The following is an 18363-nucleotide window of genomic DNA, read 5'->3' as shown; positions in this document are numbered from 1 at the left end:
GTTTATGCGTAGCTGTTTGTGTTGCAGATACCATTATCTGCAACTATCTGCAACACTATAACTAATTGCTAATTAATCTATTTTCTCAATTTTGTTGCAGATGGCAGATGTTTCACACTTTTTATATTATATGAGAGAGAATATTTTGTGCAAAACCGTGTGGGAACGAACCGGTTTTAGCCCAGAGCTGCGTAGGATATGAATACAATTATCAGAAGTTAATCATGTGCATAATCTTCTCCGTCGCACCAGCATTGCTAGTCACATAATAACCGGCATTCGTTCCGGTTTCCCGCAAAAACACCTCATCTGTCAGGAAACGATCCAATAAAGTTTTCAGCTCATCATAGTCTTTGATAGAATAGGCCCCTTTTGCTTCAAGCAGTTGAACAGCCTCCATGAATTTCTGATACTTCGGTCCGAAAATCACCGGAATGCCATATACAGCCGCTTCCAATGTATTGTGGATGCCTACTCCGAAACCGCCGCCAATATAAGCTATTTCACCATAACGATAAATAGAGGATAACAAACCGAAGCAGTCTATAATAAGACAATCCGCTTTCAATACATTTCTTTCGTCGGCACGGGTATAGCGCACATACGGACGTTTCAGTTTACCGATGATCTCAACCAAGTGATTCTCATCGATCACATGCGGAGCAATAATCAATTTCATTTCCGGATGATGATTGAAATATTCGAGAAATAAATCCTCATCTGGTCCCCATGAGCTTCCGGCAACGAAAGTAAAAGATTTGTTTCCTTTGAATTTCTCCACCAACAGAAGCTCTTTGGCCTCTTCACAGATTTGCAGCACCCGATCAAAACGGGTATCCCCCACCACTGTCACACGACTGATGCCGATTTTTGACAAATAACGTTTGGATGCCTCATTCTGAACAAACAGATGATCGAAATTCTTCAATACATTGCGATAAGTCCCACCGTACCATTTAAAGAATATTTGTTCGCGACGGAAGATAGACGCCACACTATATACCGGAATACGACGCTTGTGAAGTTCATCCAAATAATTTTTCCAAAACTCATATTTGATAAAGAACGCCATGCAAGGATTTGCAATATCCAAGAACTTCTTCACATTCCTCGACTTATCAAACGGCAGGTAGCAGACAATATCCGCCCCCCGGTAATGCTTGCGCACTTCATAACCGGAAGGAGAGAAAAATGTCAGTAAGATCTTATAAGCAGGATATTTCTCACGAATCATTTCTATCAGAGGGCGTCCTTGTTCAAACTCCCCCAGTGAAGCAGCGTGAAACCAAATATACCGTTCCCTTTTTTCCACTTGTTGGCGTAAGAGTTCATACACCACCCAATGCCCTTTCATCATCTTCCGGGGCTTGCGGCTAAACGGAGCAGCCAAATGGACGATAAAGTCATAAATGACTATTGCCAGGTCGTAAAGCATAGTACTGTTCGATTACTTCAAAACCTCTACCGCTCGTTTCATACGAGCTATCGTCTCCTCTTTGCCCAATACCCAGGAAATATCGAACATGTGCGGACCTTTTCCTTCCCCCACCAATGTCAGACGGAAGGCATTCATGATATTACCCGTATGGTAACCTTTCTTTGCAATCCAGTCCATAACGACTTTTTCCTGTCCTTCAATACTAAAATCTTCAATACCGGCAATCACCTCCGCCAATTCGGTCATACATTTTGCAGAATCCTCTTTCCAGCGTTTCTTCACCGTCTTTTCGTCATATTCAGTAGGAGCCACAAAGAAGAAGCTACATACATCCCACAGTTCTTTAATGAAACTTACCCGGTCTTTCATCATACCAACTACAGTCACTACCTTTTCGAAAGAAGCCTCTACACCTTGTTCTTTCAAGAAAGGCAAGAACAGTTCCGCAATTTCTTCGTTAGGTTTCTGCTGTATATATTGATGGTTGAACCATATACCTTTTTTATAGTCAAACTTAGCTCCCGACTTGCTGCAACGGTGAAGATCAAACAATTTTATCAATTCATCCATCGACATCACCTCCTGATCATTACCCGGATTCCATCCCAATAAAGCCAGGAAATTAATCACCGCTTCGGGCAAATAACCGGATTCGCGATAACCTGAAGAGATTTCTCCGGTTTTCGGATCGTTCCATTCCAAAGGAAATACAGGGAATCCGAGACGGTCACCGTCACGTTTGCTTAATTTTCCATTACCTTCCGGTTTCAACAACAAAGGCAAATGAGCAAATTCCGGCATCGTATCTTCCCAACCGAAAGCACGATACAACAGTACATGCAAGGGTGCGGAAGGCAACCACTCTTCACCGCGAATCACGTGAGACACTTCCATCAAATGATCGTCTACGATATTTGCCAGGTGGTAAGTAGGCAGTTCATCTGCCGATTTATAAAGCACCTTATCATCAAGAATAGATGAATTGATAATCACTTCACCACGAATCAGGTCATTCACACATATATCTTCATTCGGTTCTATCTTGAAACGGACTACATATTGTTTGCCTTCAGCAATCAGTGCATCCACTTCTTCTTTAGGCATAGTCAGTGAATTGCGCATCATGCCACGGGTAGATGCGTCATATTGGAAGTTAGCAATTTCCGCGCGTTTAGCATCCAGTTCTTCCGGAGTATCAAAAGCGATGTATGCCTTTCCATTTTCCAGCAAAACCTGCACGTATTTTTTATATATTTCGCGGCGTTCGGACTGACGATACGGTCCATGCTCGCCACCGAAGCTCACCCCTTCATCAAAGTGGATACCCAACCACTTGAAAGATTCGAGTATATACTCTTCCGCTCCCGGAACAAACCGGTGAGAGTCAGTATCTTCAATACGAAATATCAGGTCTCCGTCGTGTTGACGTGCAAATAGATAATTATACAAAGCTGTACGCACACCACCGATGTGCAATGCTCCCGTAGGACTTGGAGCAAAACGAACTCTTACTTTTCTTTCTGCCATAATTTGGGTTAGTATAGGTAAATCGCAGCAAAATTAACCTTTTTTTTCCACACTATTGTTTTTTTTTGTACTTTTCGCAAAAAATTCAGTGGATATGGAACATTTGAAGAAGAAAAAGAGTTTTTCAGGAAGAGATTTACTATATAAATCACTGTTATTTGTGTGCACTGTGACACTGATTGTCTATTTTCTGCCACGTGACGGAAAATTCAATTACCAGTTCGATATCAACAAACCCTGGAAATACGGGCAGTTGATAGCCACTTTCGACTTCCCTATTTATAAAGAGGATGCAGTAGTAAAAAGAGAACAGGATAGCCTGATGGCTTTCTTCCAACCTTATTATCAACTGGATAAAAATATAGAGATAGACGCAATTGCCAAGCTGAAAGAGAATTACCACACGAATCTGAAAGGGCTCCTCCCTTCCATCGATTATTTACGGTACATCGAGCGCATTTTAAAAGAAATCTATCAGGCAGGTATCGTATCTACCGAGAATATACAACAACTCCAGAAAGACAGTACTTCATCTGTCATGGTGATTAATGATAAACTGGCTAATCCACAAGCTACCGAAAATATTTACACGGTAAAAAAAGCCTATGAGTACTTATTATCAGCAGACTCCACCCATTTCAACCGAGAAATTTTAAGGCAATGTTCACTGAACGACTACATTACTCCCAACCTTACCTTTGACGAGGAACGTACCCAGGCTGCCAAAGAAGAGATCCTGAATAATTATTCCTGGGCCAACGGATTAGTGGTCAGTGGACAAAAAATTATTGACCGAGGAGAAATTATCAGCCCGCATACCTATAATATCCTAGAGTCATTACGCAAAGAATCCATCAAACGGAACGAGTCTATGGGACAGAGCCGTCTGATTCTCGCCGGGCAGATTCTGTTTGTAGGAATGCTGATGCTTTGTTTCATGCTTTATCTAGACCTCTTCAGGAAAGATTACTATCAACGAAAGGGTAGTCTGTCATTACTATTCACATTGATTGTGTTTTACAGTATCATAACCGCTTTCATGGTAACGCATAATCTATTTAATGTGTATATCATCCCGTACGCGATGTTACCCATTATCATCCGCGTCTTTCTTGATTCAAGAACAGCTTTTCTGACACATGTCATTACTATATTGATATGCTCCATATCCCTACGCTTTCCCCATGAATTCATTCTGACACAATTGGCGGCAGGGTTGGTGGCAATATTCAGTCTAAGAGAACTATCGCAAAGATCTCAACTTTTCCGGACAGCCTTATTGGTCATACTAACTTATGCAGCCATTTACTTCGCCTTTGAATTGATGACAGAGAATGGTCTTTCCACCGACTTTTCAAAGTTAAACATACGAATGTACACTTACTTTATCATCAATGGGATCTTGTTATTATTCACCTATCCTCTACTCTTTTTATTGGAAAAGACTTTTGGATTTACATCCAATGTAACACTGGTAGAACTATCGAATATTAATAATGACCTTTTGCGACAAATGTCCGAAACGGTTCCTGGCACATTCCAACACTCCATGCAAGTGGCCAATCTTGCTGCGGAAGCAGCCATCCGTATTGGTGCCAAAAGCCAGTTAGTACGTACAGGAGCCTTATATCATGATATTGGCAAGATGGAAAACCCTGCTTTCTTCACAGAAAATCAGTCGGGAGGTATAAACCCGCATAAGAACCTGAATTACGAACAAAGTGCGCAGGTTGTCATCAATCATGTGACGGACGGATTGAAGCTAGCTGATAAACACAATCTGCCCAAAGTCATCAAGGACTTTATCAGCACTCACCATGGACGGGGAAAAACAAAATATTTCTATATTTCCTGGAAGAACGAACATCCGGACGAAGAGCCAAATGAAGAATTGTTCACCTATCCCGGTCCGAATCCATTCACCAAAGAGCAGGCTATCCTGATGATGGCGGATGCCGTCGAAGCCGCATCCCGCAGTCTTCCTGAATATACAGAAGAAACAATTAGCAACCTGGTCAACAAGATTATCAATTCCCTGATCACTGAAGGTTATTTTAAGGAATGTCCTATCACTTTCAAGGACATAGCAACTGTGAAAACTGTGTTCAAAGAAAAACTAAAGATTGCTTATCATACCCGCATCAGTTATCCTGAATTAAAGAAGTAAGCAAACCTGCGCAAGCATCTTCAAGAACATCCAGTACATATTCAAAGCCCTCGGTCCCTCCATAATAGGGATCAGGGACATGATCCGCAGGAATACGGGTACAATACTCCGTCATGCGATGAATCTTCTTCCATTCTTCGGGAGAGGGCGCTTTATCTTTTAAATCATCGATGTTCCGGTCGTCCATACCAATTATCAGATCAAAATGATAGAAATCTTCCGTACGGACGGGGCGCGAACGGTGCACCAATTGATAACCACGACGGGCTGCGTGAGCACGCATCCGGCTATCTGGCAATTCACCTTGATGATAAGAAAGGATTCCGGCAGAATCTATCACAAAATCTTTTTCCAGTCCCGCTTTTTCTATTAAATGAAGCATTATTCCTTCTGCTGTAGAGCTACGGCAGATATTTCCCAAACAAACAAAGAGTATCTTCCTCATAATTTCACTTTTAACAGATTCAAAATAAACTAAATGATAATTTATAAGTTCACCACAGAGGACACGGAGGACAAAGAGGTTTACTATTCTTCTTCACTATAGAGTAACACAAAGTCTCACGTATTTATATCGTATTTATCGTTCCATTTTACTTGCGGAAAGAGAGAGAAAAAAGAACTCTGTGTCCTCTGTGGTGAACTTATAGATTCCCATTTAACAAACAATCACTTAAAATGTATTTAGTATCTGATTAGCCCGGTTCACGGTGACTGCAGCCGGAATTTCCGGCATACTTCCCAAGTTGAACGGAGCAAGCATTTTTTCAATTTTCTTTAATCCGGCCTTATTTCCTTCTTTCTCAAATTCCTGACGAAGAATATTAATCTTTTCATGCGCCTGTATCCCTTCAATCAAACGTTCGAAACGGATACAACTACGAGCTCCCGGATATACAAGATAAGTATCTCCGCCTGCCCAGCTACGAAAACGGGAATCGAGCAGCGGTTCCAACGGCCAGCTGTTATATGCCCAACGCAAATAACCATCCAGTTGTTTTTTAGATGAATAATAACTTATCCAGGCTGCTTCTGCAGGTTCTGAGAAAGTAAACGTATTAGGATGGGCTTCCGTACAGCAAGTATAGTAATTAGTACGTTTATTCTCGGCAATACGACGAAGGCGCACCTCTTCCGGAAAATCCTGTCCGATGACAATACAGTAATCATACAGCTCCGGTTCAATCTCCGCATGATAGTTTCCAGCCAATGAAACTTTAAAATTCGGATCAGCTTTACGAATCACTTTCAAAGTCTTCTGCATCACTTCCATCGGACGTTCGTCCATCGCAATGGTACAAATATCAAACCATCCTTTTTCTTTCAGATGCTTGGAGAAAGAAGCAAGCATCGCTCCCCACATTTCTTCATAAGCCGCTTCCCCCGGTGCAGTTTTCACAAATTGCAAAGAGTTGGTTGCCTGATCGTAATATTGAAATGACAACTTCCAAGGAACCATTGAATAACAACTGATCTGTTTATCAATACCTACACTCATCATAAATTCCACCCAACGGTCGAAAATGGTATAATCAAAAAACCATGTTCCATCCGCCCGTTTTATCCAAGTAACCATTGTATCAAAATAGTCTTCTGTCTGACCATTCCAAGGTTTGTACGTCAAAGTAGCCGTGATAATCTTTTGTCCGGCATTTGCCAACATTTTCATTAAAGGGCGCATGGCGTCGAAATGCTCCTGACTCCATAAAGGAACTTGATAATAGCGTGCCACTGCATAGGGACTTTGCCATAAATCCAAGTGGTAAGCCCATTCCGAAGGTTGAGGAAGTTCACGGGAAGAAACGGTAATTTCCAAATTCAGACGTTGCAACAAACGTGAACCGTCATTGATTAATAATTCCCCTTTGTAAGTTCCGGGAGTAACCGATTGAGGAATCCAACACTGTACCCAAACAGGTTGAACAGTACGGGCAGGCAAAACCATCGTTTTCAGATTGGCATCAATAGGGTCGGCCACCAATAATGAATCATAATCCACAGATTTCCGGTATCCGCACGCACCTCTCCCATCTTTGTTCAATTCATCCGTCATCACATAACGGACAAAACCACCTGTAAATGCATCTTTCGGAAGAATATTTCCCTTTTTGTCCTTGAAATCACCAAAGCTGAAATTCAAGTCTTTCAGTTCTATGCCTGTCCATACAACAGCCTGCGCGTTCACACGTTCGCCACGCCAGCCTTTCAGGGAAACAGTCTGTTGTTTTTTCAACTGCGGAAGTTGATGTTTTGTATATCGGACATCCGTTGTACCCCAAGAAACTTGAGTGGAAGTCACCGCTGCCCACTCTTTATCAGAAGATACAGTAGGATCAGGTAACTCCTGATAAGTCAGTAAAGGGAACTTCGGTTGTCCTGTCGGAACACCGCATTGAGTGACTCCTTGCTGAGCAAAAACTGCACCCATGCTAAAAAGATAAGTCAGAGAAAAAATAGTAAGTCGTTTCATGGCTAGTTAATTAAATTAATAAAGGTTATTATATAGGGGGAAAATTATTAAATCACATAGGATCTACATCATAATAAACAATCAAAGATTTATAGCGCTCATCTGCCAAAATCTCTCGTTGAATACGTAACAGCAATTCCCGGGCACGCCCCATCTGGGCATTCTGCTCAATCTTTACGACAATCTTTTTGATAAACAAAGTTTGGATGCGGGCAACAGGAGGTTTGTCCGGTCCTAATACCCGATTGCCAAATACTGCCCGCAACTTATCCGCCATCACTGCCGCCATCTGATCCAACAATGTTTCATTATGATTTTTCAAATAAACATATACCATCCGATAATAGGGAGGATAATGGAACATCTGGCGTTCCGCCAATTGTCCGCCTACCATCTCCTCATAATCATTGGCAATGACCTGATGAATGATAGGATGATCGATGCTCCTGGTTTGCAATACTACCCGTCCGCGTTTGTTCTTACGTCCGGCACGTCCAGCTACTTGTCCCATCAATTGAAACGCACGTTCATAGGAACGGAAATCGGGATAATTCAACATGGTATCGGCATTCAATATGCCTACTATACTGACATGATCGAAATCCAATCCTTTTGAAACCATTTGCGTACCGATCAATATGTCCGTCTTTCCCTGCTCGAAGTCTGCAATAATCTTCTCATAGGCAGAGCGGGTACGTGTGGTATCCAGGTCCATCCGGGCTACGGCAGCTTCCGGAAAAAGAATTTTGATATCATCTTCAATCTTCTCCGTACCGAAACCACGGTTCACCAGTTCTGTACCCTCACAGGCAGGACAAGATTTCGGCAGTTGATAGGTATAACCGCAATAGTGACAGGTTAATTGATTAATACCTTTATGATAAGTCAGACTTACGTCACAATTCTTACACTTGGGCACCCAGCCGCAGGTACGACACTCCACCATCGGGGCAAACCCACGACGGTTTTGAAAAAGAATCACTTGTTCTTTCTGTTCCAAAGCCTCTTTCATATATTGTATCAGAAGCGGTGAAAATTGTCCGACCATTCGCTTTTTGCGATGCAGTTCCTTAATATCCACCGGAATAATCTCCGGCAACTGGATTTCTTTATATCGTTCTTTCAGTTGTACGAAACCATATTTCCCCTCCCTTGCATTCTGCCACGATTCGATAGAGGGAGTAGCCGTACCCAACAGGGTCTTAGCTCCATACATGGCAGCCAGTACAATAGCCGCGCTACGTGCATGATAGCGGGGAGCGGGATCTTGTTGCTTATACGTATTTTCGTGCTCTTCGTCCACAATCACCAATCCCAGATTCCGAAAAGGCAGGAAAATAGAAGAACGAACACCCAGAATAATATCATACCCGTTCTCTCCCAGTTGCTTCCGCCATATTTCAACTCGTTCAGCATCGGGGAATTTAGAATGATAGATACCCAGACGAGCACCAAAGACCCGTTGCAAACGCTCCGTAATTTGAGTGGTCAATGCAATTTCCGGCAATAAGTATAATACCTGTTTTCCTTGACGAATCACTTTTTCTATCAAATGAATATAAATTTCAGTCTTACCGCTGGACGTTACTCCATGAAGCAGACAGACGTTTTTCTTCTGGAAAGACTGCACGACTTCATTAAATGCACGCTGCTGAAACTCATTCAATGGATTTAATCCAACAATCTCCTTCTCCTGTTTATCCAACCGTCCGACTTCATGGTAGTATATTTCAAAGATCTTCTTATCTACCAGTCCATTCAAGACAGAAGGAGCTACATTAGCCCGCTGCAACAGTTCTTTCTTGGAGACTTCTTTCGGAATTCCCGCTCCTAAGATACCGGAATACTCCACATATTTCATGAGTAAAGCCAACTGCTTTGGAGCACGAGACAAAATATCAAACAGAATATGGAGCCGTTTTTCATCCGCTGCACCCGTAAGCCTGACCCGTGCCTCTGTTTTCGGTTTATAAGTACGCCTCAATTCCTCCTTTACAAAAATCGCTTCTTTATCAAGCAAAGACTTGATGACAGCAAGGATATTTTTGATGCCGCTGTCTTTCTCCAATTTAGTGACGCACTGCTGCGAATCGGCAGCCAGCAAATCCAAAATGCGCTGTTCACGTTCCGGCAATGGCGCGTCTGCTTCGAAGTCGGGATTATATTCTACAATCGTTTCACTTTCAAGTTTCAGTCCCGAAGGCAAGGCTGCTTTATATACATCGCCCTGCGTACAGAGGTAGTAATCGGCTATCCATTCCCAGAATTTGAACTGATTCGGCAATAAAATGGGAGAAGCATCCAGTAATGCAGATATATCTTTCACTTCGTACTCTGTTGGAGCACAATAATGAACGTTAAGAACGATAGCCGTATAAAACTTCTTCCGTCCAAAAGGGACTACCACACGGCAACCAATCTTCACATCTTCCGCACAGTCATCCGGCAAAGAGTAAGTAAAACTCTTCGGAAGCGGAAGCGGTAATATGACATCCACATACTTTTTCATTGCAGCTACAAAAATACAATAAAAAAACGGGGAATTAAAAGAAGGAAGGGAGAACACTTAAAAAGAAAACTCTCCTTCATACGAAAATAGAAGGAGATATATTCGAGAGTGCAACAAGATTATCTCAAACAAGAAAAAGAGTTTCCGGTTATCGAAAACTCTTTTCATATACTACGTAAAGCAATAGGCTACTTAAAAAATATAGGCCACAGATACTTGCCAAGTCTTAGTCTTATAAGAAGCATTTGTTCCTTCAATATCAGCAGTATCGCCCAATGGGATATTGTAATTAGCGCCCACCTGCAAATGGTTCAGCAGTTTCACACCCGCACCCACATTGATACCTACTTCTGATTTCTTCTTATCAATTCCCGATTTCTTTTCAAAATCGAAATAAAAATCAGGACCAGCAGCCAGATAAATGCCTGCCAGACTTCCCAACCCAATGGTATATTTCAGGTTCACAGGAATATCGATACCATTTTGTTTAATAGTAATATGACCATTCCCTTCTGAAACTTTTATACCCCGTTGAGCAAAAAGCAAAGAGGCATCTACTCCCAACCCTACGATTGGAATATTAAACTCGGCCATCGGACCGATAAAGAAACCGGTGAAATTATCCTTCTTAAAGTTATCGCTCACATTAGAGGAACTCGCCTTTGACAAGTTCAAACCTCCTTTTACACCAAAGTGTATCTGCGCCTGAGCAGGCATTGCCATAGCTATACATACAGCAATCATTAAAGCACCAAAAATCTTTTTCATAAAATTACGTGTTTATAATTCGTGGCAAAGATATATATTTAGATTAAATAAGCACAAATTATTAACTTTTTGTTCGCTCAAGATTGCTATTGTTCACCCAATCCTGATCTCATACTTTTATATTCCTCTTTTTACCATTTATGGATATTGGAAAAAAATACCCGATAGCTTCTGATAACAGTTATCGGGTATTTTTATATGTTCGGTCTTCTTAAATCAATACTCTTCCTCGTTAAAGAAAAAATCCTCCTTACTAGGATAATCCGGCCAAATATCTTCGATACTCTCATAGATTTCGCCCTCATCTTCCATCTCTTGGAGATTCTCAATAACTTCAAGAGGAGCACCCGAACGCATGGCATAATCAATCAATTCATCCTTGGTTGCCGGCCAGGGAGCATCTTCAAGTTTTGATGCAAGTTCCAATGTCCAATACATAATCTTGAGTATTAAAAATGAATACTAAATTTGTCTCGTTTTCTATTTTTCGGCAAAAGTATAATAAAATCTATCATTTCCAACTATTATCCCAAAATATTTCATTATTTTGTTCATCAAAATTAATTTTCCGAGATAATACAAACAGATAATCTGATAATCTATTGACAAATGCTAATACCTCGGGAGAAATTGTACAAGTTTCGGACAAGGCCAGAATACGTCTTTCAGCTCTCCGGCAAATAGTACGGCAAACATGGCAAACGGCTGCTCCACGACTTCCACCGGGAATAATAAAAGCACAAAGCTCCGGAAGTCGTTCGTCCAGCTTATCAATCTCCCGCTCCATATTCTCCACGTTTTCGGAAGTTATGATGCTGGCAGGTTTCAGTTGTGTTTTCTCCTGATCAGTGGCCAGATGTGAGCCGATGGCAAATAGCTTATGCTGAATTTTTAAGATGAAATCACGGTCTGATTCATCCTGCAGATAGGTGTTCAACCATCCTAGACAAGAATTTAATTCATCTACAGTTCCATAAGCTTCCAAACGGATATGGGTCTTCGGGACGCGGCTTCCACCGACAAGGCTGGTGGTTCCTTTATCTCCGGTCTTTGTATATACAAGGCTCTGTTTCATAATCTTCGTTTTACAAATCTATAAGATAAACTTACAAAGTTTTTTTTAGAAATTGATAATATACTGCTGCTTTATCTTCGTTTTATCAAAAAAGAGTAAACCGACGTCATAGAGATCAAAGGTGACACCTACCTTTTCATCAGTCTGCAACTTTTTCCAAAGTGCCTTCATTGCTTTGGAATAGCAGATTCCGTGGACAACAAACACACTTTTAGGAGTAGTGCGATGTGCGCAGACCCGGAAGACTTCTTCCAGCAAGTCGGGATTCCTGTAATCATTCAGATACAGAAAGTCGACTGAAGTGTCCGTATCCAAAAACAGCTCCGACGAGTCGGAAGCAAAAAGGTAGGAAGCCGACGGTTTAGCCGACTGCAGGTAAAGAGCTGTCGAAGAAGGACGCCCCACCTCGATGATCGTATCAGGCTGTACTCTGTTTACCAACCGAAACAGAAAACGGTTTACCTTTTGAGAACCTTTAATCCATCCACGCTCTCTTACCATCTTTTGCTGCTCCTTTTTCAAGGAAGAATAAGCATAATAAGGCGTCTTCTCATAAATCACATCAGTGATCAGAGTGAAAGCAAAAGGGGAATGTACGCCATACCCGCGACGATAACGAAAGCGGGAAAGCCAGATAAAAGGTCTTTTTATACAGAGTAGAAGATCCATAGAACAATCATTTATTTTTTCTCCCGACAAAGATATATTTTTTTACAATATTGTCCTAAATAAATTTTGAGCATGAGCTAACTGACTATACTGTTAAGTATAGCCTCGAGAGTTCAAAATCAATCCCCCCTAATCGTTTTCGATGGTTTCGGGAGGTGGTGTAAATGGTTGATCAAGCCATTTTTGGAGGTCGATTTTGGTAAATGTGTTCAGCCGGAGCGTGACCACAAGGTTAGCCAATGCCCATTTGTATCTTGCGATGTGCTTTAGCCATGTCAGAATCAGCATTGTAGTCATAGCAGTCCATATTTGGGTCTCTACGGCATTGCGGGATGTGCCGATAAAGCTCTTGATGCGTAGCAGTTGCTTGAGGTTGCGAAAGAAGATTTCTATGTTCCACCGAGCCTTGTACAGAGCCGCTATGCTTGATGCTGCCAATGTGAAGTTGTTTGTGAGTAACTCAATTTCAAAACCGTGTTCATCGTTCCATACTGCGATGCGACGTAAACGTTTGGGATATTTGGATTTGGCCGCCGAGAGTTCGAACTCGATTATTTCGTCAATAAGTACATTCTGAGCGTGTTTTTCAGGCAAAGGCAACTCCTCTATGGCTTTGTACCGGATATTGTCTTTATGACGCACTACAAAGAACACGTTGCTGCTGTCCCAATTATTCAGCAATGAGTAGTCACAGTAGCCTCGGTCGGCTACTACAATACTATACGGATGTAACTCAATATCAAAAGCAGCTTTGTTGTCGGTGGTTTTGCCATCGGTGATATTCACGAACTCCGGCAAAAGACTGTCATAGTCCAATAGCGTGTGCATCTTGACCGCCCCCTTGGTGGTAGTGTAATGTGCCCAGTCATATATTGACAGAGTCAATGACACCAATGTGGAGTCGAGCAGTTTTATCGGCATCTTGAAACGGAACTTTCTTCGTTGCCATAGGGCTTGCTGTCCGAAATACTGAAACAACGAGTAGAATATGCCGCGAAAAACCGAACTGTCTCGGTTGGCGTTCTGATATGCTACCGTTGACTTGGATGGTGCACGGTTGATTCCCAAATGATTGAGGTTGCCGGTGGCTGATTTCAGCCCGTTTGAGATATCTCTGACTGAATCACATCCTGAGAATTGGCTGAAAATCATGCTAACAAACTGACTCCATGTATTGTAGCCCTTGCAATGCTTGTCTGACCCCGAAGATTTTATGATTTTCCTGATATTTTCTTTCGGGAGATGTGATATTACCTGTGCGAAAAGTGTTATATTTGCCATAGGAAGTAGATGAGTTGGTAGCTTGCTACTAAGGTAGTCATTTTACCTTAGTTCTACTTCCTTTTTATTTGTTCCCCCCAATTTATTTAGGACAATATTGATTTTTTTATTGAAAAAGGGTCGGTTCTCATCAAGAACCGACCCTCATACCCATTTATTCCAAGTTACTACTGTAGTCTGAATGACACCGGTACAGTATATTTCACTCGAACTTTCTTACCATTTTGCGCTCCAGGAGTCCACTTCGGCATAGAACTTATCACGCGGATAGCCTCTTTATCCAAATAAGGATCAACCCCTCGCACAACTTCAGGATTAGAAATTGTTCCATCTTTGTCTACCACAAACTGAACAATGACTTTTCCTTGCGAACCTGTTTCCTGCGAAATCGTCGGATATTTGATATTACTACTTAAATATTTCATTAAAGCAGCTATACCTCCGGGAAACTCCGGCATGACTTCAACACTTACGTGAATAACGTCTTCATCTACCGTTTCTGTTTCCACCACCGGTGGTATCCAAATAACGTCATGAACCGCATTCATATCCTCTGACACTATCGAAACGTTATCCGTCACCTCTATATCGTTTTCCACTATTTGGAACAATTCTGTTACCTTAGTTTCGGGAGGAGGAGGCGGTTCCAGTTTCTCTTCAGGGAATGTGATTGGAACTAGCTCTGTCACAAAGATGGATTCATCATCTGATGATAGTGCCGCAACTCTGACATCATGTTGTGTCCATTCGAACGAAACGAACATGAAGGCTAGCGCAACAACCAAACCCATCAACAACCAAGAACCCCGTTGATTCTCAATTGCAGCCTTTTTTGATTTCTTGGCTTCCATAAAAATGTGTTTAAGTAATTAATAATAGAAAATATATAGTATATATACTACTTTTCATTTCTCCTTTTAAGCATTACTTAAAGTGCTCTCTTGCTGCAATAAATATAGTCTTTTTATGGATAGGTTGTTACAACGACTCTTGTTTATTTCATTCTTTTCTCTTCTTTTGGATAAATTTTATGAATAAATATCGGTAATCTGTGATAGTCAAGCTTTTCCCAGACGCCCACCGGCCTTACGACTATTCTTTTCCGTATGTCGTTTATGAAGCAGAATATCATCAACAGCTGGCATAGGTGCTCATAATGATTTCACATACACGGGTTATTTTACCAGCCTAAAGCATAGCTTTAGAGAATGAAAAGCATTGCTTTAGATTGGCTAAAGCTATGCTTTTGAGAGTTAACCTCTTCATTCTTCTACAGACATAAATTTTATCTATCCTCTTCACCTTTCTTCTAAACAACCGATAAATAGGATGTTCACAGGTGAAGGGAGACATCTCCATCACTACATTCATTCCGAGTTTGCAGCAGGGTAATTTCGACATCCGCGAGTTGAATGGGCTATACTACAAAGCAGTTTGATGCGCCAACGAGTGTTATTACCGCTCCTCTCCCTATTGATTTCGTCAATTCCTCTTTCAACCTATCACCATCACCCTGAAACTCTTTGTTCATCGTATTTACAGAGCGGTGATAGGTTGTTGTTAACCTATCACCCGTATCTGTCACCTATCACCACCTGTTTTTTGAAAAAGCATCTAGTAAACAATACATTAATAAGGAATAATTCTTGTTTCCTCATGGGGAAACAGGTGTTTCCTTATGGAGGAACAAGTGTTTCCTTACGGGGGAACAAGTGTTTCATTTACGGGAAACCAGGTGATTGACTTATACTAGAAATGGTTGTCACTTTTAGAGGCTAGTTACTAAATAAGTTGTCACATTCTGTTATTCATAACTAAAACAGTTGTTAGTTTCTTCCCTTTGCTCCTAAGATAGTTGTCATACGTAAAAACAATGGACAAATCTGAGTGTGCTCGGGCTCTCGGTAAAAGTCAATAGGGTTCGACACCCTATTGGCTTTTGTGAGACAATGGCTTAAACCGTCATGTCCCGGGTTCTCGGTATCGCAAATATAGTATTTATTTATCATATGGAACCTTATTTTTTCCACAATGATTTTCCCGGCACCTCTCCATGATATACGTCCATGGGTTTTTTCATACCTATGCTCATATGCGGTCGTCCATTATTATAGAAGTCAATCATTCGCGTAATCTGCTCCCGTGCCATCTCTTTATCCCTGAACAGCGACATGCCGTATATCCATTCCGTTTTCAGGATGCCATTCATCCTTTCTGCTACCGCATTGTCCGTCGGGTTGTAATCTTCAGTCATGCTCACACGTATATGATGAGTGACCAGTGTGTCGATATAGGCATCGCAGGCATACTGTACCCCCCGGTCGGAATGGTGGATTGTGCCGCAAAGATTGCCACCTCCAGCCTCATTGATGGCCTGTTCCAGTGCCTGTAGCGTATATTCGGCATGCAAACTGGGAGAGAGCACCCATCCTAAAACGGCATGTGAGTACATGTCCGTTACAAGATGGAGGTAGCATACGCCACCTTCAATCCAGATGTAAGTGATGTCACATACCCAGATATGGTTCGGGTATTGTGCCGTTACCCCCTTGATCAGATTCGGATACTTCTTGTAAAGATGGTGGGAGTCCGTCGTATGCCTGGGTTTCTTCGGGGGCAGCATAAGGCGTTCCGAACGCAGCAGATGAAGGAAGGCATCCCGCCCTCCGGTTATCTCGCTTCCATAAAGGGAGCGGAGCTCATGGTATAATTTCAAACCACCGATGCCCGGAGCCTTTGAGCGGTAGAAGAAGACGGCATCCAAGATGGCTGTTCTGATCTGATGACGCGACAAAAGATTTTTTTTCTTTTTGTAATAGGCCTGGGAAGACATGCCAAACAGTCCGCAAAGGGTTTTCACACTGATGTGAGGAAACTCTTCACGAAGGCCGGTGACTATTTGGCACCATCTTTTTTTAAGATGGAAATCCCTTCTTCTCTTTCTGTGAGTTCAATCAGTCTTTCAAAGGCATGGGAACGAAGTTTTTCAAGTTCCAAAGCCTTTCTCAGACGCAAATTTTCCGCTTCAAGAAGTTCTTCTTTAGATTTTGATTTTGGATTCTTTTTCATTTGAAGATCTGACAGAAGTTCGGGGGACAAAGATAAGGAATCCGAATCAATTGCATAACACTTTTGCCAACGCAGAATATAAGTATGGTTGGGTAAACCCCATTTCTTGGCAGTAGCAAACATTGACAAACCGCTACTGAAGTAATCACGGAGAACTTCCAATTTGAAAGTCTCAGAATAAATCTTACGAGATAATTTAGACATAATTTTTCTTTTTTTATGTCTCTAAAAAGGTGTCAACCTAAATCCGTATAAGACATGATTCGAAAAAAATACGCCAAAAGTTTACGTGAGAGTACCCAAGAGCAAAAGAAAAATAAAGAGTTCAGATTATAATCTACCCATACACAGCATAATATCAGACTATTTTTATACCTTTGCAATCGGATTAAGACAACCTTATCCAAGACATATTAGAAAAAAAGAAGCGTTATGCTTATCTTGCGAATGAAAACCTGAGAAACTTTCATAAATGAGCAAAGATAGCATAGTGGTTCTCACGCTACAGCGTGGGCTGCTATTGTTACATCTGCTCATTAGGTTTTCTCAGGACCTTCATTCAAGACGTGGCATTACAGTTCCACGCTTCGTGATATTATAAAATCCTTGTGGTAGCTGGAGGTGTCTAATTAAAATAGTTAGTTGATATGAAACAGAATATATGTGTGGTAATATTTTTATTACTTTCAACCATATGTAAAGCACAAACATTTATATATCCTCAAAACGATTCTATCCTGACAGAATATAATGATGGGAAATTTTGGGCCTATTTAAACAAAAATGATTTTGTTGTAGGGCTTTCATGTTTTGAGGAAAAAGACGATTATGGAAAATACTATCACTTGGATATTTTCATCAAGAATTTAAGTGAAACACCTATTATATTCCAACCAGACAGCGTACACTCTAATCTACTAACAAAAAAAGATGATACTTTAAAACTGGAAGTATATACAAATGAGGAATATCAAAAAAGATAAAACGCTCACAAGCATGGGCTATGGCATTGTATGGAATCTCCGCTGGTATTAATGCAGGAACAGCAGGATATTCAACATCCTATTCTACGTCTTATTCTCCTAATGGTTATGCTTACACTACCATAACCAATCATTATGATGCTAATGCAGCATACCAAGCAAATGTAGCATCTACCAATCAAATGCTTACATTAGGACAAATGATGGATAATGATCGAACTATACGCGAACAAGGATATTTAAAAACCACAACTATTTATCCCAATGAAGCTATTATTGGTTATATGAATATCAAAAGGAAAAAAGGTAAAATTTTGATTGTAAACATTCCTATAGGCGATTATATTTATACTTTTAAATGGGATGTAAATAGAAAGAAATAAATACAACATTAGTTATATTATTAT

Annotated in this window: 14 protein-coding genes and 1 pseudogene; 2 read left to right on the top strand and 13 right to left on the bottom strand. The window is 41.1% G+C overall.

Annotated elements, in window-relative coordinates; genetic code table 11:
• Positions 1-211: 211 nt before the first annotated feature.
• Together AB9N12_RS08980 and gltX are read right to left on the bottom strand one after the other, a co-directional pair.
• Entirely contained in the window at positions 212-1435 is a 1224-nt protein-coding gene (locus AB9N12_RS08980) for a 3-deoxy-D-manno-octulosonic acid transferase (RefSeq protein ID WP_369891529.1), read from the bottom strand.
• Between the two features lie 12 nt (positions 1436-1447).
• Entirely contained in the window at positions 1448-2965 is a 1518-nt protein-coding gene (gltX, locus tag AB9N12_RS08975) for a glutamate--tRNA ligase (RefSeq protein ID WP_369891527.1), read from the bottom strand.
• A gap of 94 nt (positions 2966-3059) precedes the next feature.
• On the opposite strand from gltX, the gene AB9N12_RS08970 reads away from it, so the two are divergent.
• Positions 3060-5132, top strand: coding sequence for an HD family phosphohydrolase (locus AB9N12_RS08970; RefSeq protein WP_369891525.1), 2073 nt, complete (start codon positions 3060-3062; stop codon positions 5130-5132).
• Here AB9N12_RS08970 and AB9N12_RS08965 read toward each other — a convergent pair.
• The 11 genes from AB9N12_RS08965 to AB9N12_RS08915 form a co-directional block, all read right to left on the bottom strand.
• The gene (locus AB9N12_RS08965) at positions 5107-5577 is read right to left on the bottom strand and encodes a low molecular weight protein-tyrosine-phosphatase (RefSeq protein WP_369891523.1); all 471 of its coding nucleotides are present in this window, start codon (positions 5575-5577) and stop codon (positions 5107-5109) included. The two genes, AB9N12_RS08970 and AB9N12_RS08965, sit on opposite strands and share 26 nt — an antisense overlap.
• Positions 5578-5805: 228 nt before the next feature.
• Entirely contained in the window at positions 5806-7602 is a 1797-nt protein-coding gene (locus AB9N12_RS08960) for a glycoside hydrolase domain-containing protein (RefSeq protein WP_369891521.1), read from the bottom strand.
• Positions 7603-7654: 52 nt separating this feature from the next.
• Positions 7655-10111 (bottom strand): primosomal protein N', encoded by a 2457-nt coding sequence (priA, locus tag AB9N12_RS08955; protein ID WP_369891519.1) that lies wholly within the window; start codon positions 10109-10111, stop codon positions 7655-7657.
• Between the two features lie 192 nt (positions 10112-10303).
• The gene (locus tag AB9N12_RS08950) at positions 10304-10879 is read right to left on the bottom strand and encodes a porin family protein (protein ID WP_369891517.1); all 576 of its coding nucleotides are present in this window, start codon (positions 10877-10879) and stop codon (positions 10304-10306) included.
• Positions 10880-11095: 216 nt separating this feature from the next.
• Positions 11096-11317: a DUF2795 domain-containing protein gene (locus tag AB9N12_RS08945; protein ID WP_002558131.1), complete on the bottom strand. Its 222-nt coding sequence runs from the start codon at positions 11315-11317 to the stop codon at positions 11096-11098.
• A 73-nt stretch (positions 11318-11390) separates the two neighbouring features.
• Positions 11391-11954: a cob(I)yrinic acid a,c-diamide adenosyltransferase gene (locus tag AB9N12_RS08940; RefSeq protein WP_369891515.1), complete on the bottom strand. Its 564-nt coding sequence runs from the start codon at positions 11952-11954 to the stop codon at positions 11391-11393.
• Positions 11955-11999: 45 nt separating this feature from the next.
• Positions 12000-12623, bottom strand: coding sequence for a hypothetical protein (locus AB9N12_RS08935; RefSeq protein ID WP_369891513.1), 624 nt, complete (start codon positions 12621-12623; stop codon positions 12000-12002).
• A gap of 129 nt (positions 12624-12752) precedes the next feature.
• Positions 12753-13904 carry an IS4 family transposase gene (locus tag AB9N12_RS08930; RefSeq protein WP_369888970.1) on the bottom strand — a complete coding sequence of 384 codons (1152 nt, stop codon included), beginning with the start codon at positions 13902-13904 and terminating at the stop codon, positions 12753-12755.
• Between the two features lie 167 nt (positions 13905-14071).
• On the bottom strand, positions 14072-14755 hold the full coding sequence (locus AB9N12_RS08925) for an energy transducer TonB (RefSeq protein ID WP_369891511.1): 684 nt from the start codon (positions 14753-14755) through the stop codon (positions 14072-14074).
• Between the two features lie 1166 nt (positions 14756-15921).
• The gene (locus tag AB9N12_RS08920) at positions 15922-16764 is read right to left on the bottom strand and encodes an IS3 family transposase (protein ID WP_369889013.1); all 843 of its coding nucleotides are present in this window, start codon (positions 16762-16764) and stop codon (positions 15922-15924) included.
• 35 nt (positions 16765-16799) lie between these two features.
• Entirely contained in the window at positions 16800-17177 is a 378-nt protein-coding gene (locus AB9N12_RS08915; protein WP_369889012.1) for a hypothetical protein, read from the bottom strand.
• 443 nt (positions 17178-17620) lie between these two features.
• On the opposite strand from AB9N12_RS08915, the pseudogene AB9N12_RS08910 reads away from it, so the two are divergent.
• Positions 17621-18339 (top strand): annotated as a pseudogene (locus AB9N12_RS08910) (hypothetical protein).
• Positions 18340-18363 lie beyond the last annotated feature (24 nt).

This window comes from Bacteroides sp. AN502(2024) (genome assembly GCF_041227145.1).
GTDB lineage: Bacteria > Bacteroidota > Bacteroidia > Bacteroidales > Bacteroidaceae > Bacteroides.
Note: the sequence above shows the minus strand (reverse complement) of the source record. Positions and strands in the feature narration are given on the sequence as shown.